This is a genomic window from Roseateles flavus (assembly GCF_039872765.1).
Classification (GTDB): domain Bacteria; phylum Pseudomonadota; class Gammaproteobacteria; order Burkholderiales; family Burkholderiaceae_C; genus Roseateles_B; species Roseateles_B flavus.
The window spans coordinates 732,259-755,231 of record NZ_JBDPZC010000001.1; the positions used below are offsets into that span (position 1 = coordinate 732,259).

At 68.8% G+C, this 22,973-nt stretch carries 18 protein-coding genes; 12 read left to right on the forward strand and 6 right to left on the reverse strand.

The window, feature by feature from the left end; genetic code table 11:
• Positions 1-139 precede the first annotated feature (139 nt).
• The 7 genes from ABDJ40_RS03295 (at position 140) to ABDJ40_RS03325 (ending at position 7,875) form a co-directional block, all read left to right on the forward strand.
• Positions 140-1,318, forward strand: a complete 1,179-nt coding sequence (locus ABDJ40_RS03295; protein WP_269631850.1) for an isovaleryl-CoA dehydrogenase — start codon at positions 140-142, stop codon at positions 1,316-1,318.
• Positions 1,319-1,409: 91 nt separating this feature from the next.
• Complete coding sequence (gene can, locus ABDJ40_RS03300; RefSeq protein WP_347606027.1) at positions 1,410-2,081, forward strand: carbonate dehydratase; 672 nt, start codon at positions 1,410-1,412, stop codon at positions 2,079-2,081.
• 31 nt (positions 2,082-2,112) lie between these two features.
• Positions 2,113-3,924, forward strand: coding sequence for a bifunctional isocitrate dehydrogenase kinase/phosphatase (aceK, locus tag ABDJ40_RS03305; protein ID WP_347606030.1), 1,812 nt, complete (start codon positions 2,113-2,115; stop codon positions 3,922-3,924).
• Between the two features lie 29 nt (positions 3,925-3,953).
• The gene (locus ABDJ40_RS03310; RefSeq protein WP_347606033.1) at positions 3,954-5,132 is read left to right on the forward strand and encodes an acetyl-CoA C-acyltransferase; all 1,179 of its coding nucleotides are present in this window, start codon (positions 3,954-3,956) and stop codon (positions 5,130-5,132) included.
• A 140-nt stretch (positions 5,133-5,272) separates the two neighbouring features.
• Positions 5,273-5,941 carry an SDR family oxidoreductase gene (locus ABDJ40_RS03315; protein ID WP_347606036.1) on the forward strand — a complete coding sequence of 223 codons (669 nt, stop codon included), beginning with the start codon at positions 5,273-5,275 and terminating at the stop codon, positions 5,939-5,941.
• A gap of 81 nt (positions 5,942-6,022) precedes the next feature.
• Positions 6,023-7,153: an acyl-CoA dehydrogenase family protein gene (locus ABDJ40_RS03320; RefSeq protein ID WP_347606039.1), complete on the forward strand. Its 1,131-nt coding sequence runs from the start codon at positions 6,023-6,025 to the stop codon at positions 7,151-7,153.
• Positions 7,154-7,224: 71 nt separating this feature from the next.
• Entirely contained in the window at positions 7,225-7,875 is a 651-nt protein-coding gene (locus ABDJ40_RS03325; RefSeq protein ID WP_347606042.1) for a 2-hydroxychromene-2-carboxylate isomerase, read from the forward strand.
• A gap of 63 nt (positions 7,876-7,938) precedes the next feature.
• Here the strand turns inward: ABDJ40_RS03325 and ABDJ40_RS03330 are convergent, their stop codons facing one another.
• The 3 genes from ABDJ40_RS03330 to ABDJ40_RS03340 form a co-directional block, all read right to left on the reverse strand.
• Positions 7,939-8,724, reverse strand: a complete 786-nt coding sequence (locus tag ABDJ40_RS03330) for a hypothetical protein (protein WP_347606045.1) — start codon at positions 8,722-8,724, stop codon at positions 7,939-7,941.
• Positions 8,725-8,735: 11 nt separating this feature from the next.
• Complete coding sequence (locus ABDJ40_RS03335) at positions 8,736-9,302, reverse strand: hypothetical protein (protein ID WP_269631843.1); 567 nt, start codon at positions 9,300-9,302, stop codon at positions 8,736-8,738.
• Between the two features lie 209 nt (positions 9,303-9,511).
• On the reverse strand, positions 9,512-10,435 hold the full coding sequence (locus ABDJ40_RS03340) for a hypothetical protein (RefSeq protein ID WP_347606049.1): 924 nt from the start codon (positions 10,433-10,435) through the stop codon (positions 9,512-9,514).
• 343 nt (positions 10,436-10,778) lie between these two features.
• Here ABDJ40_RS03340 and ABDJ40_RS03345 point away from each other — a divergent pair, with 343 nt between their 5' ends.
• A complete protein-coding gene (locus ABDJ40_RS03345) occupies positions 10,779-12,674 on the forward strand; it encodes a hypothetical protein (protein ID WP_347606052.1) in 1,896 nt (631 codons plus the stop codon).
• Positions 12,675-12,722: 48 nt separating this feature from the next.
• Here ABDJ40_RS03345 and ABDJ40_RS03350 read toward each other — a convergent pair whose 3' ends face one another.
• Entirely contained in the window at positions 12,723-16,331 is a 3,609-nt protein-coding gene (locus tag ABDJ40_RS03350) for an indolepyruvate ferredoxin oxidoreductase family protein (protein ID WP_347606055.1), read from the reverse strand.
• A gap of 131 nt (positions 16,332-16,462) precedes the next feature.
• Between ABDJ40_RS03350 and ABDJ40_RS03355 the strand changes: the two genes are divergently transcribed.
• The 3 genes from ABDJ40_RS03355 (at position 16,463) to ABDJ40_RS03365 (ending at position 19,574) form a co-directional block, all read left to right on the forward strand.
• Positions 16,463-16,933, forward strand: a complete 471-nt coding sequence (locus ABDJ40_RS03355) for an Lrp/AsnC family transcriptional regulator (protein WP_347606058.1) — start codon at positions 16,463-16,465, stop codon at positions 16,931-16,933.
• A 146-nt stretch (positions 16,934-17,079) separates the two neighbouring features.
• The gene (locus ABDJ40_RS03360) at positions 17,080-17,757 is read left to right on the forward strand and encodes a CBS domain-containing protein (protein ID WP_347606061.1); all 678 of its coding nucleotides are present in this window, start codon (positions 17,080-17,082) and stop codon (positions 17,755-17,757) included.
• Between the two features lie 281 nt (positions 17,758-18,038).
• Positions 18,039-19,574, forward strand: a complete 1,536-nt coding sequence (locus ABDJ40_RS03365) for a methyl-accepting chemotaxis protein (protein WP_347606064.1) — start codon at positions 18,039-18,041, stop codon at positions 19,572-19,574.
• Between the two features lie 33 nt (positions 19,575-19,607).
• On the opposite strand, the gene ABDJ40_RS03370 is transcribed toward ABDJ40_RS03365, so the two are convergent.
• Positions 19,608-21,320, reverse strand: a complete 1,713-nt coding sequence (locus ABDJ40_RS03370; protein WP_269631837.1) for a putative bifunctional diguanylate cyclase/phosphodiesterase — start codon at positions 21,318-21,320, stop codon at positions 19,608-19,610.
• 189 nt (positions 21,321-21,509) lie between these two features.
• Between ABDJ40_RS03370 and ABDJ40_RS03375 the strand changes: the two genes are divergently transcribed.
• Positions 21,510-22,109 carry a protein phosphatase CheZ gene (locus ABDJ40_RS03375; protein WP_347606069.1) on the forward strand — a complete coding sequence of 200 codons (600 nt, stop codon included), beginning with the start codon at positions 21,510-21,512 and terminating at the stop codon, positions 22,107-22,109.
• Between the two features lie 24 nt (positions 22,110-22,133).
• Here the strand turns inward: ABDJ40_RS03375 and ABDJ40_RS03380 are convergent, their stop codons facing one another.
• Positions 22,134-22,970, reverse strand: coding sequence for a M90 family metallopeptidase (locus ABDJ40_RS03380; RefSeq protein WP_347606072.1), 837 nt, complete (start codon positions 22,968-22,970; stop codon positions 22,134-22,136).
• Positions 22,971-22,973: the final 3 nt, after the last annotated feature.

Below are 22,973 nucleotides of genomic sequence, written 5' to 3' on the forward strand. Positions count from 1 at the left end.
ACGAATTGCACAGCGGCGCTAGAATTGACGTTTACGTAAACGTAAACTGGCACCCGGCGCCGATGATGCTGGGCGCCGGCCTGGACGCGCCCCCGAAGCCCGGCGCGCAGGCGTTCGACAACTTGCCTCGGAGACTGAGATGAACCTGCCCGGCCTGAATTTCCAACTTGGTGAAGACATCGACGCGCTGCGCGACGCCGTGCGCGACTTTGCGCAGGCCGAGATCGCCCCGCGTGCCGCCGAGATCGACCACAAGGACCAGTTCCCCATGGACCTGTGGCGCAAGATGGGCGAGCTGGGCGTGCTGGGCATCACCGTGCCGGAGCAGTACGGCGGGGCCAACATGGGCTACCTGGCTCACATGGTCGCGATGGAGGAGATCAGCCGTGCCAGCGCCTCGGTGGGCCTGTCCTACGGCGCGCACAGCAATCTGTGCGTCAACCAGATCAACCGCAACGGCAACGAGGCCCAGAAGCAGAAGTACCTGCCCAAGCTGATCAGTGGCGAGCACGTGGGCGCGCTGGCCATGAGCGAGCCGGGCGCCGGCTCCGACGTCATCAGCATGAAGCTCAAGGCTGAAGACAAGGGCGGCTACTACCTGCTCAACGGCACCAAGATGTGGATCACCAACGGCCCCGACGCCGACACCCTGGTGGTCTACGCCAAGACCGAGCCCGAGCTGGGCGCGCGCGGCGTCACGGCCTTCCTGATCGAGAAGGGCATGAAGGGCTTCTCCATCGCCCAGAAGCTGGACAAGCTGGGCATGCGCGGCAGCCACACCGGCGAGCTGGTCTTCGAGAACGTGGAAGTGCCGGCCGAGAACGTGCTGGGGGCCGTCAACAGCGGCGCCAAGGTGCTGATGTCCGGCCTGGACTACGAGCGCGCCGTGCTGACCGGCGGCCCGCTGGGCATCATGCAGTCCGTGATGGACAACGTGATCCCCTACATCCACGACCGCAAGCAGTTCGGCCAGAGCATCGGCGAGTTCCAGCTCATCCAGGGCAAGGTCGCCGACATGTACACCGTGCTGCAGGCCGCCCGCTCCTTCGCCTACACCGTGGCCAAGAACCTGGACATGCTGGGCACGGACCACGTGCGCCAGGTGCGCAAGGACTGCGCCTCGGTGATCCTGTGGACCGCCGAGAAGGCCACCTGGATGGCCGGCGAGGGCGTGCAGATCTTCGGCGGCAACGGCTACATCAACGAGTACCCGCTGGGCCGCCTGTGGCGCGATGCCAAGCTGTACGAGATCGGCGCCGGCACCAGCGAGATCCGCCGCATGCTGATCGGCCGCGAGCTGTTCGCCGAGACGATGTGACGCCCGCCCGGGGCCCCGGCAAGGTCCCGGAACGAAGTCAGCCTTGCCCAATGGGCAGGGCTGGTCCGCCCCACGATTCGACAATGCGGCCATGAGCACCGAACTGCAAGAACTGCTGGACAGCAACAAGCGCTGGGCCCTCGACACCGAAACACGCGAGCCCGGCTTCTTCTCCCGTCTTCTCAAGCAGCAGACGCCCGAATACCTGTGGATCGGTTGCGCCGACAGCCGCGTGCCGGCCAACGAGCTGGTCAACCTGCTGCCGGGCGAGCTCTTCGTGCATCGCAATGTCGCGAACGTGGTGGTGCATTCCGACCTCAACTGCCTCTCGGTGATGCAGTTCGCCGTCGATGCGCTGAAGGTCAAGCACATCATCGTGGTGGGCCATTCCAACTGCGGCGGCGTCAAGGCCGCGCTGCTGGACCAGCGCGTAGGCCTGGTCGACAACTGGCTTCGCCATGTGCAGGACGTGCGCAACCATCACATGGAATGGCTGGAAAGCCTGGACGAGCGCCAGCGCGTCAACGCCCTGTGCGAACTCAATGTGCTGGAGCAGGCCCGCAATGCCTGCCAGACCACCGTCGTGCAGGACGCCTGGGCACGCGGCCAGGAGATCGTGGTGCACGGCTGGGTCTACGGCCTGCACAACGGTCTGCTGGAAGACCTCCGCATCACGGTGGGGGCGCCCGAGCAGCTGGCTTCGGCCTTCCAGAAGGCCTTGACCGCGGTCAAGAAGCGCTACGAAGCGGCCCGCGTAAGCTGAGCGCCTGTCCCTAGCCCGCCCCAGCCCCGCCATGTTTCCCCAGCAGCTCACCGACTCCCGCGCCCACCAGATCGCGCAGGCCCTGCTGGGCGGCTTCAACAAGCACTACCGACTCTTCCGCGCCACCACGGCCGAGGCCAAGAAGCGCTTCGAGCGGGCGGACTGGCACGGCCAGCAGCGGGCGCAGGCGCAGCGCATCGAGTTCTACGACAAGCGGGTGGACGAATGCGTGGAGCTGCTGGAGCAGCAGTTCCAGGTCAGCCAGCTGCCCATGGCCGTGTGGCAGCAGGTCAAGCTGCACTACATCGGCCTGCTGACCAACCACCTGCAGCCCGAGCTGGCCGAGACCTTCTTCAACTCGGCCTGCACGCGCATCCTGCACCACGCCTACTTCCACAACGACTTCATCTTCGTGCGGCCCGCGGTCTCGACCGAGTACATCGAGAACGAGGAGCCCGCCGCCACGCCCACCTTCCGCTGCTACTACCCCACGCGGGAGACGCTGCGCGAGACGATGATCCGCATCGTCCACAACTTCCAGCTGGCGCGCGACTTCGAGGACCTGGGTCGCGATGTCGACGGCGTCCTCAATGCCGTGCAGCGCGAGCTGGGGCTGTTCCGCTGGCGGACCAATTTCCAGATCCAGGTGCTGTCCAGCCTGTTCTACCGGAACAAGGGCGCCTACCTGGTCGGCAAGATCATCAACGGCTTCACCGAGACGCCCTTCGCGCTGCCCATCCTGCACAACCAGCGTGGCCTGCTGGAGATCGATGCCGCGCTCTTCGGCGAGGACGACCTGTTGATGCTCTTCAGCTTCGCCCGCGCCTACTTCATGGTGGACATGGAGGTGCCCAGCGCCTACGTGCAGTTCCTGCGCTCGCTGATGCCGCGCAAGCCGCGGGCCGAGCTCTACAGCGCCATCGGCCTGCAAAAGCACGGCAAGAACCTCTTCTACCGCGACTTCCTCAACCACCTGCGCCACTCCAGCGACAAGTTCCGCATCGCCCCCGGCATCAAGGGCATGGTGATGCTGGTCTTCGACCTGCCCAGCTACCCCTTCGTCTTCAAGCTGATCAAGGACTACTTCCCGCCGCAGAAGGAGACCACGCGCGAGCTCATCCAGAGCAAGTACCTGCTGGTCAAGCAGCACGACCGCGTGGGCCGCATGGCGGACACCCTGGAGTACAGCAACGTCGCCTTCCCGCGCTACCGCTTCGAGGAAGAGCTGATCCGCGAGCTCAAGACCTTCTGCCCCAGCCTGATCGAGGAGAAGGGCGACGACCTCATCCTCAAGCACGTCTACATCGAGCGCCGCATGGTGCCGCTGAACATCTACATCCAGGAGGCCACGCCGCCGCAGCTGGAGCATGCCGTGGTCGAGTACGGCAATGCCATCAAGGACCTGGTGGCTGCCAACATCTTCCCTGGCGACATGCTCTGGAAGAACTTCGGCGTGACCCGCCACGGCAAGGTGGTGTTCTACGACTACGACGAGATCGAATACCTCACCGACTGCAACTTCCGCAAGGTGCCCACGCCGCGCACCGAGGAGGAGGAGCTGTCCGGCGAGGTCTGGTATGCCGTCGGCCCGCGCGACGTCTTCCCCGAGACCTTCGGCCCCTTCCTGCTGGGCCATCCCGGCGTGCGCGAGCTCTTCATGCGCCACCACGCCGACCTGCTCGATGCCGGCTTCTGGCAGGGCCACAAGGAGCGCATCCTGGCCGGCCATGTGCACGACGTCTTTCCCTACGAGGCGCACAAGCGCTTCCAAGCCCAGCGCGCAGGCGCAGCGGTGCTGGCCCCGCCGGCCGATCCGCTGGACCGCGAGCTGCCCATCCAATAACCCCTTGAGTCCATTCCAGGAGAGCCTCCATGTCCGACTCCATCGTCATCGTCTCCGCCGCCCGCACGCCCATCGGTGGCCTGCTGGGTGACTTCTCCAACCTCGCCGGCTGGGAGCTGGGCGCCGTGGCCATCAAGGCCGCCGTGGAGCGCGCCGGCGTGCCCGCCGATGCCATCCAGGAAGCCTTCATGGGCAACTGCCTGATGGCCGGCCAGGGCCAGGCCCCCGCTCGCCAGGCCGTGCTGAAGGCCGGCCTGCCGCAGTCTGTCGGTGCCGTGACCCTGTCCAAGATGTGCGGCGCCGGCATGCGCGCCGTCATGTTCGCGCACGACACCCTGAAGGCCGAGAGCGCCGACATCCTCATCGCCGGCGGCATGGAGTCCATGACCAATGCCCCGCACCTGATGTTCGCGCGCAAGGGCGTGAAGTACGGCGCCGCGCAGATGTACGACCACATGGCCCTGGACGGCCTGGAAGACGCCTACGAGCGCGGCAAGGCCATGGGCGTGTTCGCCGAGCAGTGCGTCAGCAAGTACGCCTTCAGCCGCGAGGCGCAGGACCAGTTCGCCATCGCCTCCACCGAGCGCTCCAAGAAGGCCAACGAGGACGGCAGCTTCGCCTGGGAAATGGCCCCTGTGACCCTGGCCGGCAAGGCCGGTGACGTGGTCATCAGCCGGGACGAGCAGCCCTTCAAGGCCAAGCTGGACAAGATCCCCGGCCTGAAGCCCGCCTTCAAGAAGGACGGCACCATCACCGCCGCCACCTCCTCCAGCATCTCCGACGGGGCTGCCGCCCTGGTGCTGATGCGCGAGAGCACCGCCGCCAAGATGGGCCTGACGCCCGTCGCTCGCATCGTGGGCACGGCCGTGCATGCCAACGCCCCCGAGTGGTTCACCACGGCCCCGGTCGGTGCCATCCAGAAGCTGCTGGCCAAGAACGGCTGGGACGCCAAGAGCGTGGACCTCTGGGAAGTCAACGAGGCCTTCGCCGCCGTGACCATGGCCGCCATGGCCGAGTTCAAGCTGCCGCACGAGATCGTCAACGTCAACGGCGGTGCCGTGGCCCTGGGCCACCCCATCGGCGCCTCGGGTGCCCGCATCCTGGTGACCCTGCTGGGCGCGCTGAAGCACCGCGGCCTGAAGCGCGGCGTGGCCTCGCTGTGCATCGGCGGCGGTGAAGCGACGGCCGTGGGCGTCGAGATCCTGTGAATCTCGACGCAGGCCGTCGTGCCGTGGGCGGCGAGCTGATCTGAAACTGAGGGTCGGGTCTTGCCCCCGGCCCCACGAGGCGCGGCTGCCGGCTGGGTCCGGCCCGCGCCTTCCTTTTGGCGCCCGTCGAGGCGACCTTCATGAAGCATGTCCTGATCATCGGTGCCTCCCGCGGCCTGGGCCTGGAGTTCGTGCGCCAGTACCGCGAGGCGGGCGACCGCGTCGTCGCGACGGCCCGAAGTGACGAGGGCCTGGCCGCCCTCCAGGCCCTGGGCGCCAAGGCGCTGCGGCTGGACGTGGCCAGCGTGGCCAGCTGCGCCGGCCTGGCCTGGCAGATCGACGGCGAGGCCTTTGACGAGGTCGTGCTCAATGCCGGCGTCTTCGGGGCGCGCACCGACGGCCTGGTCACCCCGGCGGAGGCCGACTTCGACCAAGTCATGCACACCAATGTGCTGGGCCCCATGCGCCTGCTGCCGCAGCTGCTGGACAGCCTGGCGCCGCAAGCGCGCGTGGCGATGATCTCGTCCATCATGGGCTCGCTGGCATTGAGGGAGAACAGCCATGGCTGGCTCTACCGTGCCTCCAAGGCCGCGCTGAACTCGGTGATGCGGGACGCCGCCCTGGAACTCGCGGGCCGCGCCATCTGCGTGAGCCTGCATCCCGGCTGGGTGCGCACCGACATGGGCGGCGCCGGCGCCGACATCGACCCTGCCACCAGCATCGGCGGCATGCGCGCCTTGCTGGCCCGGCTGCAGCCGTCCGACAATGGCGGCTTCTTCAATTTCGACGGCCAGCCCCTGGCCTGGTGAGGCGCTCACGAGGCGCCTCGTCCTCGTTTCCCGACGATCCACGGATCTCCCGATTTCCCAGCCCCCCGGAGTACCCCTCTCATGCTGCTCAGTGAAGACCATCGTGCCGTGCAGGACGCCGTGCGCGCCTTTGTGCAAGACCAGATCGCGCCCAAGGCGGCCGAGTGGGACAAGAGCCATCACTTCCCGGCCGAGGAGCTGAAAGGCCTGGCCGCGCTGGGCTGCTACGGCGTGGCCGTGCCCACCGAGTACGACGGCGCGGGCCTGGACTACCTGGCCCTGGCCATCATCCTGGAAGAGATCGGCGCGGGCGACGGCGCCACGTCCACCGTGGTCAGCGTCAACAACTGCCCGGTGTGCTCGATCCTGATGGCCTTTGCCAACGAGGAGCAGAAGCAGGAGTTCCTCAAGCCCCTGGCTCGCGGCGACATGCTGGGGGCCTTCTGCCTCACCGAGCCGCATGTGGGCTCCGAGGCTGGCGGCCTCAAGACCACGGCCGTGCGCGATGGCGACGACTACGTGCTCAACGGCGTCAAGCAGTTCATCACCAGCGGCAAGAACGGCGACGTGGCCATCGTGATGGCTGTCACCGACAAGGCCGCCGGCAAGAAGGGCATCAGTGCCTTCCTGGTGCCCACGAAGACGCCGGGCTACACGGTGGCCCGCATCGAGGACAAGATGGGCCAGCACGCCAGCGACACCGCCCAGATCCTGTTCGAGAACTGCCGCATCCCCGTGCGCTACCGTCTGGGCGAGGAAGGGCAGGGCCTGAAGATCGCGCTGTCGGGCCTGGAGGGCGGCCGCATCGGCATCGCCAGCCAGAGCGTGGGCATGGCCCGCGCGGCCTTCGAGGCGGCGCTGAAGTACAGCAAGGAGCGCGTGGCCTTCGGCGTGCCCATCTTCGAGCACCAGGCCATGCAGCACAAGCTGGCCGACATGGCCACGCAGATCGAGGCCGCGCGCCAGCTGATCTGGCACGCCGCCAGCCTGAAGGACGCCGGCCAGCCCTGCCTGAAGGAGGCGGCCATGGCCAAGCTCTTCGCTTCGGAGATGGCCGAGAAGGTCTGCTCCGCGGCCATCCAGATCCACGGCGGCTACGGCTATGTCAGCGATTTCCCTGTCGAGCGCATCTACCGCGATGTGCGCGTGACCCAGATCTACGAAGGCACTTCCGAGGTCCAGAAGATCCTGATCGGGCGTGCCCTGGTCTGAACGGTGAGGGGCACGCGCGGGGAGCGAAAGCCCGGGCTGCGCGCGCAAGGGAAATGGCCTAAGGTCGCGGCATGAGTGAATCGCCCTTTGCCGGGCGGCCTGCCCCGGCCCGCCCGCCCCTCCAGTTCTACTTCGACTTCTCCTCGCCGTATTCCTACGTCGCCTCGGAGTGGGTCAATGCCGTGGCCGCGCGCCACGGCCGCACCGTGCAGTGGCATGCCATCCTGCTGGGCGTGACCTTCCAGGCCGCCGAGCTGAAGCCGCCGGTGGCCCATCCCATCAAGCGCGACTATTCGCTGCGGGACTTCGAACGCTCCGCCCATTTCGCGGGCCTGCCTTACCGGCAGCCCGAGCACTTCCCGATCGCCACGCACAACGCGGCGCGTGTCTTCTGGTGGCTGCATGACACCCAGGGTGCACAGCAGGCCGTGAGCTTCGCGCGGGCCGGGCTGCGGGCCTACTTCACCCGCGGTGTGGTGCTCAGCGACGCGGCCCAGCTCAGGGCCCTGGTGACGGAGCTGGGCCTGGACGCCCAGGCCGCCGAGGCCGCCTGGCAGGACGAGCATTGGAAGCAGCGCCTGCGCGCGGTGAACGAGGCCGCGGTGGCCGCGGGCGTGTTCGGCGCGCCCTTCTTCCTCATCGACGGCGAGCCCTTCTGGGGCAATGACCGCCAGCCCCAGATCGAGCGCTGGCTGGCCAGCGGGCCCTTCACCCGCCTCTGAACGCGAAGCCAGGAAAAGGAACGGCAGCCCGAGGGCTGCCGTTCTTGCCTGGGCCGGGGGCCTTCAGCCCTTGGCCTGCCGCCGGGCCTCCAGGTCGGCCCAGAGGTTGTCCGCCATGCGCGTGGCCTCGCTGCGCTGGGACTCGTTGAGCTGCTGGTAGTCCTTGGTGCCCACGAACCAGTCGGCGCTGAGCGTGTCGCCCGAGCGCCGCGCGACCAGGTTCCAGGCCGCCGCATCCAGGGGCCGCTTCTCCAGCAGGTAGGACTCCGAGATGATGGCCGCCGCATGCAGATTGCCTCGCACATAGGCCTGGCGCAGCGCTTCGCGGGCGGCCTCGCGGTAGGGATAGCCGGGCTCGTGCTCGGGATCCTGCGGCTTGCCGTCCAGCGCGAAGAGGTAGCGCTCGGCCAGGTGCGTGAGCGCCTGCCGGTCTCCGCCGTTGGCCGCCTGGCGCAGCTCGGCCAGGCTCATCTGGTAGTAGCGCTGGTCGATGTGATAGCCCAGCTTGCGCAGGGCTTCAGCTTCGGCGCGCTGCTGCGGGGTCTCGACCTGGATGTCGGGCGGCGGCATGCCGGGCACCGTGCCCGGCGAGCCGCCCTGGCCCGCGGCCAGCCAGACCTGCTGACCGTTGGCGCCGGCGCCCTGCGCCTGGGCGCCGCTGGCCGGCATGGGGCGGAACAGGTCGGCCAGACCGGTGTTGAGCCCCGCATTGCGCTGGGCCGCCTCGGCCTTGGCGCGAGCCTGGGCTTCCTCGGCGCGCGCCGCCTCGCGCTCGTCCAGCCAGTGCCAGCCGGCCAGCGTGAGCCCGGTGGCCGCCAGGGCAGCCAGGACCAGATGCTTGGGGCTCATGACCGGGCTCCTTACAGGCTCAGGCAGCGGCTCAGGCCGTTGGCGTAGCCGTAGCGCGCGTAGTAGTCACGCTGCGAGGGCGAGCCGTGGGTGGAGTAGTCCGCCGCGGCACGGGCCGAGCGCACGGCCGACTCGATGAAGGCCGGATAGCCCAGCGAGGTCTGCGCGTACTTGGCGAAGGTGCCGGCCACGCAGTCGGCCTGGAGCTCCTGCATGGGGGCCTGCTTGTAGATGCCGCGGGTGAACTGGATGCTGTGGCCCCACTCGTGCGCGATGATGAACTTGGCCACGTAGTTGCCGTAGCTGTTCTCCTGACCCTGCAGGAACCTCACCCCCACGCTGATGGTGTAGGGGCCGCAGGCCACGGCATTGCCGGGGATGCCCTCGCCGCAGGCATTGCGGTCCACGTACACGGTGGGCCGTGCATAGCCGCCCAGCTGGCCGCGGATCTCGGTGGCCGAGTTCTGGATGTAGGTGTTGTTGACGGTGGCGGCCTGGGCTCCCAGTGCTCCCAGGACCAGCGCCGCAGCGACGCCCAGGGTGCGGGCGATGGGGGACTTCAGAAGTTTCGTGTGCATATCTGCCTCGTACAGATGGATGGATGGTTCAGGCCTTGCGGCCCGGCTTGTTATGGACGCGCATGCCGCACAACTTCTGCACGCGCGATCCGGAGTGTGGTGGCCGCCGGGGCCGATGGACTCGGGGTTTGCCTGCAGACATCCGGCGCAACCCTATTGGCAGTTCTTCCAGGGTGGCCGCCCGTTCCCACGGGCCCTGCCGGGGTGGCTCAGCGCTTGAGCGAGGCCGCCGGCGCCAGCAGCCGCTGCCACACCAGGGGATGCCACAGGCCCCGCTCGCGCAGCGGCATGCCCTCGGGCAGGTCCGGGTTGGGCAGGCGGAACCAGAGGCGCTTGTCGAGCTGGGCGCGCTGCAGCTGCGGGCCTAGATGGGCGTCGAACAGGGCCGCGAAGCTGCCGTCGGCCAGGCTCTGCGCCCAGCCCTCACGCAGGCGCCGGGCCAGGGCGGGCTGGCGGGCGTTGACGAAGAAGCCGTAGACGGAGGGATAGGCGAGGCACCAGCGGTCCAGCACCAGGAGGTCCGGGTGCGCCTCGACGATGGCGTGCGCTTCATCGGCGGCCAGCAGGAAGATGTCGAAGCGGCGCAGTCGCAGCATGGCCGGGAAGGCCTCCAGGGTCTGCACGGCCTCCAGCTTGAAGCCATTGCCGGCCAGCACCCGCACATCGGGCCAGTGGCTGACCTGGCCGTAGCGGTAGGTCCGCAGCGCCATCGGGTGACGCAGGCCCTCGAACTCGCCGCGTCGCTCGGCCAGCACCACCGGCAGGCGCACACCGTTGACACCGCGGCGCAGGCAGATGGGAATGCTCAGGCCGGCGTCCTGACGGCTGCGCGAGCACATGCTGGCCCAGACGTCGAGGTCGCCAGCGCGGAGCTGGGCCAGGGCGCGGCTCTGCGTGGTGGCACTGCCGTCGGCCCGCAGCGCGTAGGGGCCGTGGCTGGCCAGAGTGCGGTCCAGCAGCAGGCGCAGGACCTGGAGGCGGTAAGGTGGCGTGGACTCGTCACCATCGGCCATGTTGTGCCGGATCAGCAGGGGCGGCTGCGCCTGCGCGCCGGGGGCCATGCCGGCAGCGCAGGCCGCCAGCAGCAACTGGCGCCTGAGCGGGACAGGGCAGGGGTGGGCGGTACACGGCATGGCGAGGACTTCCGGCCGGCAGCATAGCCCGTGCCCGCCGCCTGCCGCCCGTGCCGAGTCAAGGGACTGCGGACTTGTACCGCCCCCCGTGCAGCGGCGTGCGGGCTTCGCGAGCCGGCCTGCCTTCGCGGGCGCATGCCGCGAGGCGTCAGCATGCGCCCGCGAAGGTCCGGCCTGCGTCGGGGCCGATAAACTGCGGGGTCTGCCAGGGCACACCAGAGGCCCATGCCATGTGGCGACGCGTCCAGGGCACAGCGGAGTGCATGCGCCTGCAGTGGGTCAAGACCTGGCCCTGCAGGCCGATGGCACGCAGTCAACAGCAACAAGACATTGGGGGGAATCCATGCAAGAAGGCAAGGCATCGCCGTGGGCGACGGCCGGGCTGGCATTCGCCAGCGCCTGGGTCATCGGCGGGCTGCTGTCCGCCTGCGGAGGCGGCGGTCCGTCTGTGGACACGACGCAGCAGCTGTCCCTGCAGCTGCAAACGCCATCGCTGCCCAGTGGCAGCGTGCAGGTCCGCGAATGGCGGCTCGTCAACGAGGGGCCGGCGGAGGTCGCGGAGGTCTTCGTCGCCGTCAGCGATGAAGCCCGGGTGCGCCAGGTGCGATGGGATTGCGAATCCACCGCGGCGGCCGTGCGCTGCGAGGTCCAGTCCGATGGCCGCCTGCGTGTGGCGAAGCTGGGCGCGGGGGCCCGCGTGAGCCTGCGGCAGTCGGTGAAGACGGAGGCGGGGCTGAGTGCCGAACTGCCCTTCGAGGCCCACCTGCAGGGTGGTGGCGGCAGTGTGGCCACCAGCCGGCACATCACCCGGTGGCGTTCCTTTGACCTCGCGGTCACGGCCGGTACACCGGTGGAGGAGATGCAGGGCGAGACGCGTGTGCAGCACTACGAGTTCACCTTGCGCAATGCGGGGCCGGACGATGCACTCGACGTGACGTGGACGCATCAGCCGCTGCCGAAGATGCAACTGCTCGACCTGAAGTGTGCAGGCTCGGAACAGGGCTTGTGCCCGTCCTCCATGACGCCGCAGGCGGCGCTGGCGCGTGTGCCCAAGGGCGCGACGGTGCAGCTGCGAGCGACTTATGCCGTCGAGCCTCAGGCCTCCAGCGGGGTCTGGTCCAGGGTCGAAGCGGCCGGGGAACTGCGCACCGACAACAACGCGCTTGCGCTGGATGTCGCTGGCCGTGAGATGCCCGCCTTCCAGGTTGTCAGTTTCGGGGGCCAGCGCATGGCTGCCTTGATCCACTGGAGAGGGACTGGGATGTCCTTGCAGACCGGCGATCAGGTGCAAGCGGTCGACGTCAAGGCGGACCTGACAGGCGCGGTGTTCCAGTACTGGGACATCAAGACGCCCACGGGCGTGCAGACGCACGCCATGCCGCTGGTCATCAGGAGTGATGTGCTGCTTGCCAGTCATGAAACCCAGGGAGGCGCCGAGATGTATGTCGGCCTGCGCAACCCTGTTCGCTCGCTGGACGCACTGGAAGGGGCTGTGCTGAACCTCCTGGGCACGGAGGTCGGCCCAGTCGGGCAGTTGCTGGGCGCCCAAGCCAGGCAAGGAAAGTTCTCCGGCCAGCAGTTCACCTTGTGCCAGGGCGATGCCGGGATCTCCGTGGACGCTTGCCCGGCATCGCTTCGAAAGACGTATTCGGTGAGCCTTGTGGGCGACGAGCTTGAGTTGTTGTCAGGGACCGAGGTGATCCACGCGCGGGCAAGCAGGCTGCGCAATGGAAGCATCCTGCTGTTTCGCTCCGAACGGGATCGGGCGACAGGGGCGCAGCACGTGTGGCTGGGGCTGTCCTACGTGTCCGGTCTGCCCGACTGGACTTCAAACTGCACCAGCAACGACAACCGGGGCTTGGCCCTCGGAAACTTCGTCAGCCCAGATCGACTGGGGCTCGACATTGGAAGCTTTGCTGACAAGGGCTGGGTCGATGGCCGCCGCGGCAGCGTGACCGTGAGCAGAAGCTTGGGCGTTGGCATTCCGCTCATGTGGAAACTGCGCATGCAAGAGGACCCATCCATCAACTGGCAAGTCACCGAGGGCCAACTGGACGGTCTGGCCACTCCAGGCCTGGCGGAAGGTGTCTTGCAGGTGGATGAGGGCCACTACCTGATGGACCCCGCTGCCGCATTCCGCCAGAGTGGCAAGGTCTGGGGTGCCGTGAGCGACTGCCGCATGGTGCTGTTGGGCCAGCCCGGCAGTGCCCTGGCAGGGCGCTGGACGCTGAAGCTGTAAGCTCCGGCGCACCAGCAGACAGGCGCTCCTGAGCGCCTGCCGTCGGGCTCACAACTCCGCCACGCCCTTGATCCGGATCGGCGCCGCGCTGGCCACCGGGCCGGCGTCCTGCACCTTGCCCTGCAGCCGGTCCAGCAGGTCCTTCCACTGGGCCCGTGCCGTCACCACATTGGCCAGCTTCACATGGCCATAGCCGCGGATCTTCTCCGGCAGGCGCGCCAGGGCCAGCATCAGCTCGTAGCGCGGCTTCTCCAGTCCGGGCTGCAGCAGCGGCAGGATCTCGCGGCGCAGCAGCTGCTCGTAGTCGGCCAGCAGCTGGCGCTCCATGCGGCGTTCCTCGGTCTTGCCGAAGATGTCCAGCCAGCCGCCGCGCAGGCCCTTGAACCTGGCCAGTACTTTCAGCGCCGAGAAGGTCCAGCTGCCCAGCTCGATCTTCTTCGCGCGGCCGTCGGCGCCCGGCTTGGAGACCAGGGGCGGGGCCATGTGGAAGGAGAGGCGGTCGAAGGACTGGAACTGCTCCTTCAGCGCCTGCTCGAAGCGGCCGTCGGTGTAGAGGCGGGCGACCTCGTACTCGTCCTTGATGGCCATGAGCTTGGCCAGGTAGCGGGCCACGGCCTTGGAGAGCCGCTCGCCCTGGCCCAGCTCGCCCAGGCGGCCTTCGGCCAGGCGGATCTCCTGCACGAGGGCGAGGTAGCGCTGCGCGTAGGCGGCGTCCTGGTAGTCGGTGAGGAAGGCCAGGCGGCGGGCGATCAGGCCGTCCTCGCCATCGAGCTTGTCCTGGCCCAGCAGCAGCTGCACCGGCGTGCCGTCGGGCTGGCCGGCCAGGCGGCGCAGGGCTTCGGGCGCAGCGATGGCCAGGCGGCCCAGCGCGAAGGCGGTCTTGTTGCCGTCCACGGCCACGCCGTTGAGCTCGATGGCGCGCATCAGGGCCGCAAAGCTCACCGGGATCAGGCCGCGCTGCCAGCAGGCGCCCAGCATGATGATGTTGCTGGGCATGGTGTCGCCCATCAGCGTCTGGGCGATGGACTGTGCGTCGATCGTGTCCAGCAGATCAAGCTGGCCCCCGACGGCATGCTGCATCTTCGCGAGCAAGCCCTGACCCTGCAAGCTGGCATCCGGGTTGCGCACGAAGGCCGCGGTCGGCAGCTCATGCGTGTTGGCCAGGATCACGGTGCGGCCGGGCTTGACGGTGCCCAGCGCGTCGGGCGAGGCGCCCACCACCATGTCGCAGGCCAGCAGCACGTCGGCCTGCTGGGTGTCGATGCGGACCTGGTTGAGCAGGTCCTGCGTCGGCGCCACGCGCACGAAGGACAGCACCGAGCCGCCCTTCTGCGCGAAGCCCATGAAATCGAGCACCGAGGCCTGCTTGCCTTCGAGGTGCGCCGCCATCGACACGAGCGCACCGACGGTCACCACGCCGGTGCCGCCCACGCCGGTCACGAGCATGTCGAAGGGGCCCGTCCACTGCCAGGCGGCGGGGGGCTGGATGGCGCTGATTTCGCGGGCGAGGTCGGCGGCGGTGAAGCCCGAGCCGACCTTCTTCTTCAGCTGCGCGCCATGCACCGAGACGAAGCTCGGGCAGAAGCCGTTGACGCAGCTGAAGTCCTTGTTGCAGCTGCTCTGCTCGATGGCGCGCTTGCGGCCCCAGTCGGTCTCGACGGGCACGACGGAGAGGCAGTTGCTGGCCTGGCCGCAGTCCCCGCAGCCCTCGCAGACGGCCTCGTTGATGAAGACGCGCTTGGGCGGGTCGTAGAACTCGCCCTTCTTGCGGCGGCGGCGCTTCTCGGCGGCGCAGGTCTGGTCGTAGATCAGCACGGTCACGCCCTCGATCTCGCGCAGCTCGCGCTGCACGGCGTCGAGGTCGGCGCGTGGATGGAAGGTGGTCTTGGGCGGGAAGAGGCTCTCGTGGCCGAGGTACTTCTCCGGCTCGTCGGACACCACCGCCAGGCGCTTCACGCCCTCGGCCTCCACCTGGCGCGCGATCTGGGGCACGCTGGTCGTGCCGTCCACCGGCTGGCCGCCGGTCATGGCGACGGCGTCGTTGTAGAGGATCTTGTAGGTGATGTTGGCCCGCGCGGCGATGGCCTGGCGGATGGCCAGGTAGCCGGAGTGGTAGTAGGTGCCGTCGCCCAGGTTCTGGAAGACGTGCTTCTCGGTGGTGAAGCGGCTGTGCGCGGCCCAGTCCACGCCCTCGGCGCCCATCTGGATCAGGCCGGAGGTGCCGCGCTCCATCCAGCTGGCCATGAAGTGGCAGCCGATGCCGGCCAGCGCGCGCGAGCCCTCGGGCAGCTTGGTGCTGGTGTTGTGCGGGCAGCCCGAGCAGAAGTAGGGCTGGCGGCGCACGCCGTCGGCTTCGTTGGAGAGCAGGCAGGGCGTGAGGAAGTCCACCACGAGGTGGCGGCGGTCCAGGGCTGGGTTCAGGCGGGCCAGCCAGTCGGCCACGGTGGCCATGATGCGCGAGGGGCGCAGCTCGCCAAGGGCCGAGAGCACGGCGGCCCCGTGTTCATCGGTCTTGCCGACCACACGCGGGCGCTGGGCATCGGGCAGGTGGTACAGCAGCTCCTTGATCTGGCGCTCGACCACCGGGGCCTTCTCCTCGATCACCAGCATGTCGGTGAGGCCCTGCGCGAACTCGCGCATCCGCGTCGGTTCAAGCGGGAAGACGAGGCCCACCTTGTAGACGCGCACGCCGGCCGCGGCCAGGGCGTTGGGGTCCAGGTCCAGGCGGCGCAGCACTTCCATGAAGTCGTAGTGCGCCTTGCCCACGGTCACGATGCCCAGCGTGGCGCGCGGGCTGGTGACGATGTGCTTGTCGATGGAATTCAGCTTGGCAAAGGCCAGCACGGCGTCCAGCTTGTGGGCCAGGCGCGATTCCAGGTCCAGCGAGGGCAGGTCGACCTGGCGGATGTGCAGGTTCGTCGGCGCCACGTAATCGACCGGCAGCTCGAAGTCCAGCGGCACGCGGTCCAGGTCGACGGTCATGCCGGACTCGACGACCTCCGAGATGGCCTTGAAGCCCACCCAGGCGCCCGAGAAGCGCGACAGCGCCCAGCCGTACAGACCGAACTGCAGGTACTCCGCCACATTGGCCGGATGCACGATGGGCATGCTCCAGGCCTGCAGGGCGAGGTCGCTCTGGTGCGGGGTGGAGGAGGAGACGCAGCCGTGGTCGTCGCCACAGACCACGAGCACACCGCCCTGTGTGGAGGTGCCGTAGACGTTGCCGTGCTTGAGTGCATCGCCCGAGCGGTCCACGCCGGGGCCTTTGCCGTACCACATCGCGAAGACGCCATCGACCGTGCGCTTCGGGTCCAGCGCCACGCGCTGCACGCCCAGGCAGGCGGTGGCGGCGAGGTCTTCATTGATGGCGGGCAGGAAGTTCACCTGCGCGGCCTCGAGGAACTTCTTCGCCTTCCACAGCTGCTGGTCGACCATGCCCAGCGGCGAGCCGCGGTAGCCGGAGACGAAGCCGGCGGTCTTCAGCCCGTTGCGCTCGTCCAGGGCCTTCTGGGCCAGCAGCAGGCGCACCAGGGCCTGGGTGCCGGTCAGGAAGACCTGGCCGCTGCCGGCGCTGAGGTTGTCGGAGAGCTTGTAGGGGCGCAATGCGGGGCCGGCGGGCTCGGCAGGGCTCGCGGTTGGGGTGAGTGCATCGGACATGGGCGTCTCCTGGCGCGGGAATCTTTGAGGGAAAACTGCGCGAGATTTTTGGCGAGCCCAGGCAGTGTTTGTTTCTTCAATTCCCCCTGTCAAGCGGGTGGGTGAGAGAATTCATCTCAAGGAGGCTCGCTATGGAGTCAGAACGTTTCGATCGGGCCACGCGCCAGATTCTGGAGGCCCTGCAGGCCGATGCGCGGCTCTCCACGCAGGCCCTGGCGGAGCGAGTGGGGCTGTCCGCCACGCCGGTCTGGCGGCGGGTCAAGGAGCTGGAGGACAGCGGTGTGATCCGCCGCCATGTCGCCCTGGTGGACCGCGAGAAGCTGGGCCTGTCGATCTGCGTGCTGGCCAATGTCAGCCTGGTGCGGCACAGCGAGGGTGCGGTGGAGCAGTTCGAGCAGCTCGTGCAGACCAGCCGCGAGATCATCGAATGCCACGGCATCACCGGCGAGGCCGACTACGTCATCAAGGTCGTGGTCCCCGACATGAAGGCCTACGACCAGTTCCTGCAGAGCAAGGTCTTCAAGGTGCCCGGCGTGGCCAGCGTGCGCAGCAATGTGGTGCTGCGCGAGGTGAAGTACGAGACGGCGCTGCCGGTGATTTGAGCGCGGTCCCGGGCGGGCGGCCGCTCCCCGCCGTCCCGGGGTCAGGTGGTGCCACTTACGATTCCTTGCCGTTCCTGCGGGCAAGGCGGGGCAGGCCCCTGTCCAATCGAGGCTGAAGGCAGTTCGGCCATTTCTGGAGGTGTCGCATGTTCACGGTCTACGGTCTTGCGGGGCGGGTCGTCAGCGGGGATATCGAGCAGCTGGCGCGCTCCGACGCCGTGCAGTCCCTCGCGCGGGTGCGCGCCGCGACGGCGGTCGGGCGCGGTGCCGAGGTGGCCGGGGCAGCGCTCGAGCGTGTGCAGGCCGGGGGGCCGACGCCCTTCGGCGGCCTGCCGGCCGGCATTCGCCAGGCACTGGCCCAGTATGAGGAGCCGCCCAGCCGCGAGCAGCCGCTGTCGCAGGTGCGAGCGGTCATGAGCAGCCCGGCCTTCTGCCTGCCCCTGCAGATGAGCATCGACGACGCCTGGCAGGCCCTGCAGCAGCGCGGCCTGAGCCAGGCGCCCGTGCTGGGCGCGGACGGGCGCCCCGTGGGCCTGCTGCTGCGGGGCGAGCTCCTGCCGCCTTCGCTGATGGGCTCGGCCGACCTGCCCAATCCCTGGCACTGGCAGCACTTGCTGACCGAGACGGTGCAGGAGCACATGCTGTCGCCGGTGCCCTGCGCGAGCCCGCAGACCTCGCTGCGCCAGCTGGCGCGCCTGCTGCTGGAACTGCACCTGCCAGGCCTGCCGGTGCTGGATGAGGCCGGCGCGGTGCAGGGCTTTGTGTCCCGCAGCGATCTGCTCAAGGCCCTGGTGCACGAGCCGCCGCTGGACCTCTGGGGCTAGTCGGCCTGGCCGCCGGCCCATGCGCGGCCGTGCATGTTCCACGCCCTGCGATGATTCGGAATGCAAACGGTTGCTGTCCGTGAAATGCGCCGCTGCGCTGGCGCTTGACGATATGTAACTGGTTTGTAACCATTCGTGGGCGCATCTGAATCGAGTCAGTTCCTGAAGTCTCGGCAGTCCCTGCCGGGAGTCAATGAAATCGTTTGACTCTGATGCATGCATTGATTGGCGCCGCGGATACATGTGGCCCGTCCCAGGGGAGTAGTCTGGAGACCCGCACCATGCGAGAAAACTTTCCCGTCACCCAGCAGGAATACCCGTTCCCTGAGGGCGTGACGCTTCTGTCCACCACGGACGCCAGCAGCCACATCACCTATGCCAACGGGGCGTTCGTGGAGGTGAGCGGCTACAGCCGCGAAGAGCTGATCGGCCAGGCGCATAACCTGGTGCGCCACCCCGACATGCCCAAGGAGGCCTTTGCCGACATGTGGGCCACGCTGCGGGCGGGCCTCTCCTGGACTGCGCTCGTCAAGAACCGCCGCAAGGATGGCGACCACTACTGGGTGCGCGCCAATGCGACGCCGGTGGTGCGCGGCGGGCGCGTCACGGGCTATATGTCCGTGCGCACCAAGCCGGAAGCGGCCGAGGTGCGGGCCGCCGAGCAGCTCTACCGGCGCTTTCGCGAAGGGCGTGCGGGCGGACTGCGCTTTCACCGCGGGCTGCTGCTGCGCAGCGGGCCGCTGGCGGCACTGAATCTGTTCCAGACTTTGTCGGTCCGTGGCCGCGTGATGCTGGGCCTGCTGATGGCCCTGCTGCCTGTGGGCCTGGGCATCGCCCTGGGGGCCACCGCCTGGGTGCAGGCCCTGCTGGTGCTGCTGGGGCTGCTGCCGGCCTGGGCCTGGATGGAGCAGCAGCTGGTGGCGCCGCTGCGCACCATCGCCGAGCAGGCGCAGACGGTGGCCAGCGGCCAGCCCGGGCGCATGCGGCAGCTGGACCGCCTGGACGACATCGGCATGATTCTTCGCTCGGTGAACCAGGCCGGGCTGAACCTGCGCTCGGTGGTGGATGACGTGTCCGGGCAGGTCGATGGCCTGGCCCAGGCCAGTCGCGAAATCGCCGAGGGCAATCTGGACCTCAGCGCCCGTACCGAAGCGCAGGCCAGCAATCTGCAGCAGACGGCCAGCTCCATGGAGCAGATGACGGGCACGGTCAAGCAGAGTGCCGAGAATGCGCGGACGGCCAGTGGTCTGGCCAACCAGGCCCGCGAGGCGGCCGAGCGGGGCGGCGACATCGTCACCGGCGTGGCCGGCACCATGCAGCAGATCACCCATGCCAGCCAGCGCATTGGCGACATCATCGGCGTGATCGATGGCATCGCATTCCAGACCAACATCCTGGCGCTCAATGCCGCGGTGGAAGCCGCGCGGGCGGGTGAGCAGGGGCGTGGCTTCGCGGTGGTGGCCTCCGAGGTCCGCAGCCTGGCCCAGCGCAGCGCGGAGGCCGCCAAGGAGGTCAAGCGCCTGATCGCCGATTCGGTCGAGAAGGTGGAGGCCGGCAACGCCCAGGTGACGGGTGCGTTGGGCGCCATGCAGGGCATCGTCGACCAGGTGCGCCAGGTCACGACCCTGATCGACGAGATCTCCACCGCCACGGGCGAGCAGAGCCAGGGGATCGGGCAGGTCAATGGCGCGGTCACGGAACTGGATCGCATGACCCAGCAGAACGCCGCGCTGGTCGAGCAAAGCGCCGCGGCCGCCAGCAGCCTGCGCCTGCAGGCCGAGGCCCTCACCGAGGCCTGTGCCGTCTTCCAGGCCTGAGCCTGAGCCGGGACCTGCGCCCGGTGGCGGCCCTCAGCGCCGCTGCCGGGCCTGCATCCAGCCGGGGTACTCGGCGGCCGGCATGGCCACGGCATAGAGCCAGCCCTGGGCGGAGTGCACGCCGATATCGCGCAGGAAGGCCTCCTGGGCGATGGTCTCCACGCCCTCGGCCACGATGCTCAGCCGCAGCTCCTTGGCCACGCTGACCACGGACTTCATCAGCGCCTCGCTGCGCTCCTGCTCGGGGCCGGACTTCAGGAAAGAGCGGTCCAGCTTGATCACGTCGATGGGCAGGCGCGCCAGCATGGCCAGCGAGGAGAAGCCGGTGCCGAAGTCATCCAGGTAGACCTTGAAGCCCAGCTGGCGGCACTCCTGCATGAAGGCCGCGGTGCGCTGCTGGTCGCCGATGACGCTGCTCTCGGTCAGCTCCACGTCCAGCAGGCCATGGGCCGCGCGCTGGCATTCCGAGAGCCAGCGAAGCAGGTCGGCGTCCTGGAACTGGCGCGCGCTGATGTTGACCGCGATGCGCGTGGGCAGGCCCTGGGCGCGCCACTGCGCGGCCTGCGAGGCGGCACTGACGATGACCCAGCGCCCGATGGCGGCGATCTGGCCGTTGTCCTCGGCGCGGGCGATGAAGAGGTCGGGGCGGATCAGCCCGCGCTTGGGATGGCGCCAGCGCAGCAGGGCCTCCACGCCCAGGCAGTGCCCGGTGCGCAGGTCCAGCTTGGGCTGGTAGTGCAGCTCCAGCTGCTGCAGCTCCAGGGCCTTGCGCAGGTGATGGTCCAGCCACAGGCGCTCGCGGGCGCGCTGCTGCATGCGGGGGTCGTAGACGCGCTGGGTGCGGCCGCCGTCCTCCTGCGCGCTGTGCAGGGCGGTGTCGGCATTGCGCAGCAGCTCTTCCAGTTCGGCGCCATGCATGGGATGACAGGCAATGCCGATGCTCACCGGCACCACCAGCTCCGTGCGCTTGAGGCTCAGCGGCTGGGTGAAGCGCTGCAGCACCATGCGGCCCAGGCGCTGCATCTCCTCGATGCCACCGGGGCCGGGCATCAGCACCATGAACTCGACGCCCAGCGAGCGGGCCACCACGGCCGGCGCGGGCAGCAGGGTCTTGAGTGCGCTGGCGACGGCGACCAGGACCTCGTCGGCGCCGTCGGGCCCGAAGTTGTCGCGCAGCAGGCTGAAGTCGCGCGGCTTGATGGCCAGCAGGCCGAACTCCTCGCGGCGCTCGATCAGGCTCAGCAGCCGCTCGCGCAGGGCGTAGCGGCTCATCAGGCCGGTGAGCTCGTCCTCGTAGACCAGGGTGTGCAGGACTTCGTTCTGGAGGTCCTGGCCGTCGCTGCCGGACTCGGCGCCGCTGTCAGGGCCGAGGTCGGTGCCGCACAGCACCAGCTGGCGGCGGGCCGGGCCGGCGCTGTGCAGGCGCTGGATCTGCCACAGGTAGCGGTGCTCGCCCTCCGGCGTGGGGCAGCTGAGCTCGTCCTGCCACAACGGGTCGGGCTGGCTGGCGGCCTTGGCGAGCTGGTCCAGCAAGGGGGCAGGGAGTGAGCGCAGGCTGTTGACCGCGCAGCCCCGCAGCTGGCTCGGACGCAGGCCGGTGAGCATGCCGAAGCCGGCGTTGGCCTGGCTGATGCGGCCCTGCTCATCCACCAGTGCCAGGGCCAGACCCAGCAGCTCGCTCAGCGCGTGGTCCAGCGGCCCGGCATCGCGCGGGAGGCGCTCGGAAGCGATGGGGGAGGGACTCATGTACCGCTGGATGTCCGTGCTGGCCGATGTGTCTGCAGTATCGCCCGCGATGCAAAGGCGATGTGTGTGATTTGTCGTGCAATTGCCGGCTTTCAGGGGGGCGGGCGCGGCTTGTCGCACGACTACCATGTGCCCCTGCGGCCACCGGCACTGGCGTGCGCCGCTTCAGGGAACAGCAACAACACGGTCATGTCAGAAGTTCAGAACCGTCCGGCGCCCGCCGTCGACCCCTCCTTGCACAGCGAGCTGAGCGCCGAGGCCTTGCGTGTGCTGCACAAGGTGGTCGAGGAGCTCCCCGATGCCTGCGAGCGCCTGCGCTACGTGCAGCAGATGACGGAGCAGGCGGCCGACAAGGTCTTGAGCCTGGTCGAGAAGGCGCAGGAGGACGCCGGCGAGGTGGGCAAGAAGGGGCAGGACCTGGCCGAGGCCCTGGAGCGCCTGGCCTCGTCCGAGGACATGAGCGTGGACCGTGCCCGGGCGATGATGCGGCTGTGCGCGGCCTACGCCCGCCAGGCCGGCGGCTTTGCCGAGCGCGAGCAGGCCTTGCACACTGAGCTGATGCTGGCCCAGGGCTTCCAGGACCTGTCGGGGCAGGTGATCAACAAGGTCATCGGCATGCTGGACCGGGTGGAGAGCCCGCTGCAGCAGTTGCTGTCCAGCTCCGAGCCCCCGCTCGTGGCCGAGGAGGCCTGCGTGGGCTCCAGTGCGACCCTGGAGGGCGTGCAGACGCCCGACAAGGCCCTGAAGCAGGACGACGTGGACGACCTGCTGGCTTCTCTGGGGTTCTGAGCGGGCGCCTCACCCCCTGGGTCTTCAGGCCAGGGCTGGCGTCTGCCAGTGGCGGGGCTGCAGGCCGTAGTAGTCCGCCAGCAGGGCGTAGAGGCGCGGATGGTGCTGTGCCATCAGCTCGCCCTGCTCGAAGAAGCTTTCGCTGGCCACGGCGAAGAACTCGGCCTCGTCCGTGGCGGCATAGGGATCCAGCAGGCAGGGCAGACCCTGAGCGAGGGCCTGTTTGAGCGCCTGGAATTCGACCTGCATCACCGCGGCCCAGTGCGCATGGGCTTCGCGGCTGCCCAGGGGCGGCGCTCCATTGGCGCGGCCGTTGGCCTGGTCCAGCTGGTGGGCGAATTCATGGATCACCACATTGCGGCCATCGTCCGGTACCCGGGCGCCGGCCACCACGTCCTGCCAGGACAGGATCACCTGCCCCTGCTGCCAGGATTCGCCGCTGAGCCACTCGCGCCGCTCCATCTGCACGCCGGCGCCGAGGTCATGCACCCGCTGCAACGCGAAGGCCGCCGGGTAGAGCAGCACCTGGCTCAGCTGGGGATAGACCCCCCGCGCATGGCCCAGCAAGGGCAGGCAGGCCTGCGCCGCGATGAGCACCTTCATGGCGGTGCTGACCTTGAGGCCCCCGCAGCCGATGATGGGCTTTTCCGCGACAAAAACCTGCACCAGCTGCTGCAGCCGGCGTTGCTGGGGCGGCGTCAGGCGGCGGTACAGGGGCCACTCGCGGCGCAGCAGGCTGCGCCAGGCGGCGGGAAACGGCGCCTGCATCCGGCGCTGGCGCTGCTGCCGGCGCCACCAGGGAGGCAGCAGGAGCAGGCCCAGGGCGAACAGGCCCAGGAGACCGAGGAGAAGCAGCGACATGAG

Coding starts and splice junctions, on each gene's coding strand:
- ABDJ40_RS03295 (WP_269631850.1), top strand. CDS start 140: ATGAACCTGCCCGGCCTGAATTTCCAACTTGGTGAAGACATCGACGCG.
- can (WP_347606027.1), top strand. CDS start 1,410: ATGAGCACCGAACTGCAAGAACTGCTGGACAGCAACAAGCGCTGGGCC.
- aceK (WP_347606030.1), top strand. CDS start 2,113: ATGTTTCCCCAGCAGCTCACCGACTCCCGCGCCCACCAGATCGCGCAG.
- ABDJ40_RS03310 (WP_347606033.1), top strand. CDS start 3,954: ATGTCCGACTCCATCGTCATCGTCTCCGCCGCCCGCACGCCCATCGGT.
- ABDJ40_RS03315 (WP_347606036.1), top strand. CDS start 5,273: ATGAAGCATGTCCTGATCATCGGTGCCTCCCGCGGCCTGGGCCTGGAG.
- ABDJ40_RS03320 (WP_347606039.1), top strand. CDS start 6,023: ATGCTGCTCAGTGAAGACCATCGTGCCGTGCAGGACGCCGTGCGCGCC.
- ABDJ40_RS03325 (WP_347606042.1), top strand. CDS start 7,225: ATGAGTGAATCGCCCTTTGCCGGGCGGCCTGCCCCGGCCCGCCCGCCC.
- ABDJ40_RS03330 (WP_347606045.1), bottom strand. CDS start 8,724: ATGAGCCCCAAGCATCTGGTCCTGGCTGCCCTGGCGGCCACCGGGCTC.
- ABDJ40_RS03335 (WP_269631843.1), bottom strand. CDS start 9,302: ATGCACACGAAACTTCTGAAGTCCCCCATCGCCCGCACCCTGGGCGTC.
- ABDJ40_RS03340 (WP_347606049.1), bottom strand. CDS start 10,435: ATGCCGTGTACCGCCCACCCCTGCCCTGTCCCGCTCAGGCGCCAGTTG.
- ABDJ40_RS03345 (WP_347606052.1), top strand. CDS start 10,779: ATGCAAGAAGGCAAGGCATCGCCGTGGGCGACGGCCGGGCTGGCATTC.
- ABDJ40_RS03350 (WP_347606055.1), bottom strand. CDS start 16,331: ATGTCCGATGCACTCACCCCAACCGCGAGCCCTGCCGAGCCCGCCGGC.
- ABDJ40_RS03355 (WP_347606058.1), top strand. CDS start 16,463: ATGGAGTCAGAACGTTTCGATCGGGCCACGCGCCAGATTCTGGAGGCC.
- ABDJ40_RS03360 (WP_347606061.1), top strand. CDS start 17,080: ATGTTCACGGTCTACGGTCTTGCGGGGCGGGTCGTCAGCGGGGATATC.
- ABDJ40_RS03365 (WP_347606064.1), top strand. CDS start 18,039: ATGCGAGAAAACTTTCCCGTCACCCAGCAGGAATACCCGTTCCCTGAG.
- ABDJ40_RS03370 (WP_269631837.1), bottom strand. CDS start 21,320: ATGAGTCCCTCCCCCATCGCTTCCGAGCGCCTCCCGCGCGATGCCGGG.
- ABDJ40_RS03375 (WP_347606069.1), top strand. CDS start 21,510: ATGTCAGAAGTTCAGAACCGTCCGGCGCCCGCCGTCGACCCCTCCTTG.
- ABDJ40_RS03380 (WP_347606072.1), bottom strand. CDS start 22,970: ATGTCGCTGCTTCTCCTCGGTCTCCTGGGCCTGTTCGCCCTGGGCCTG.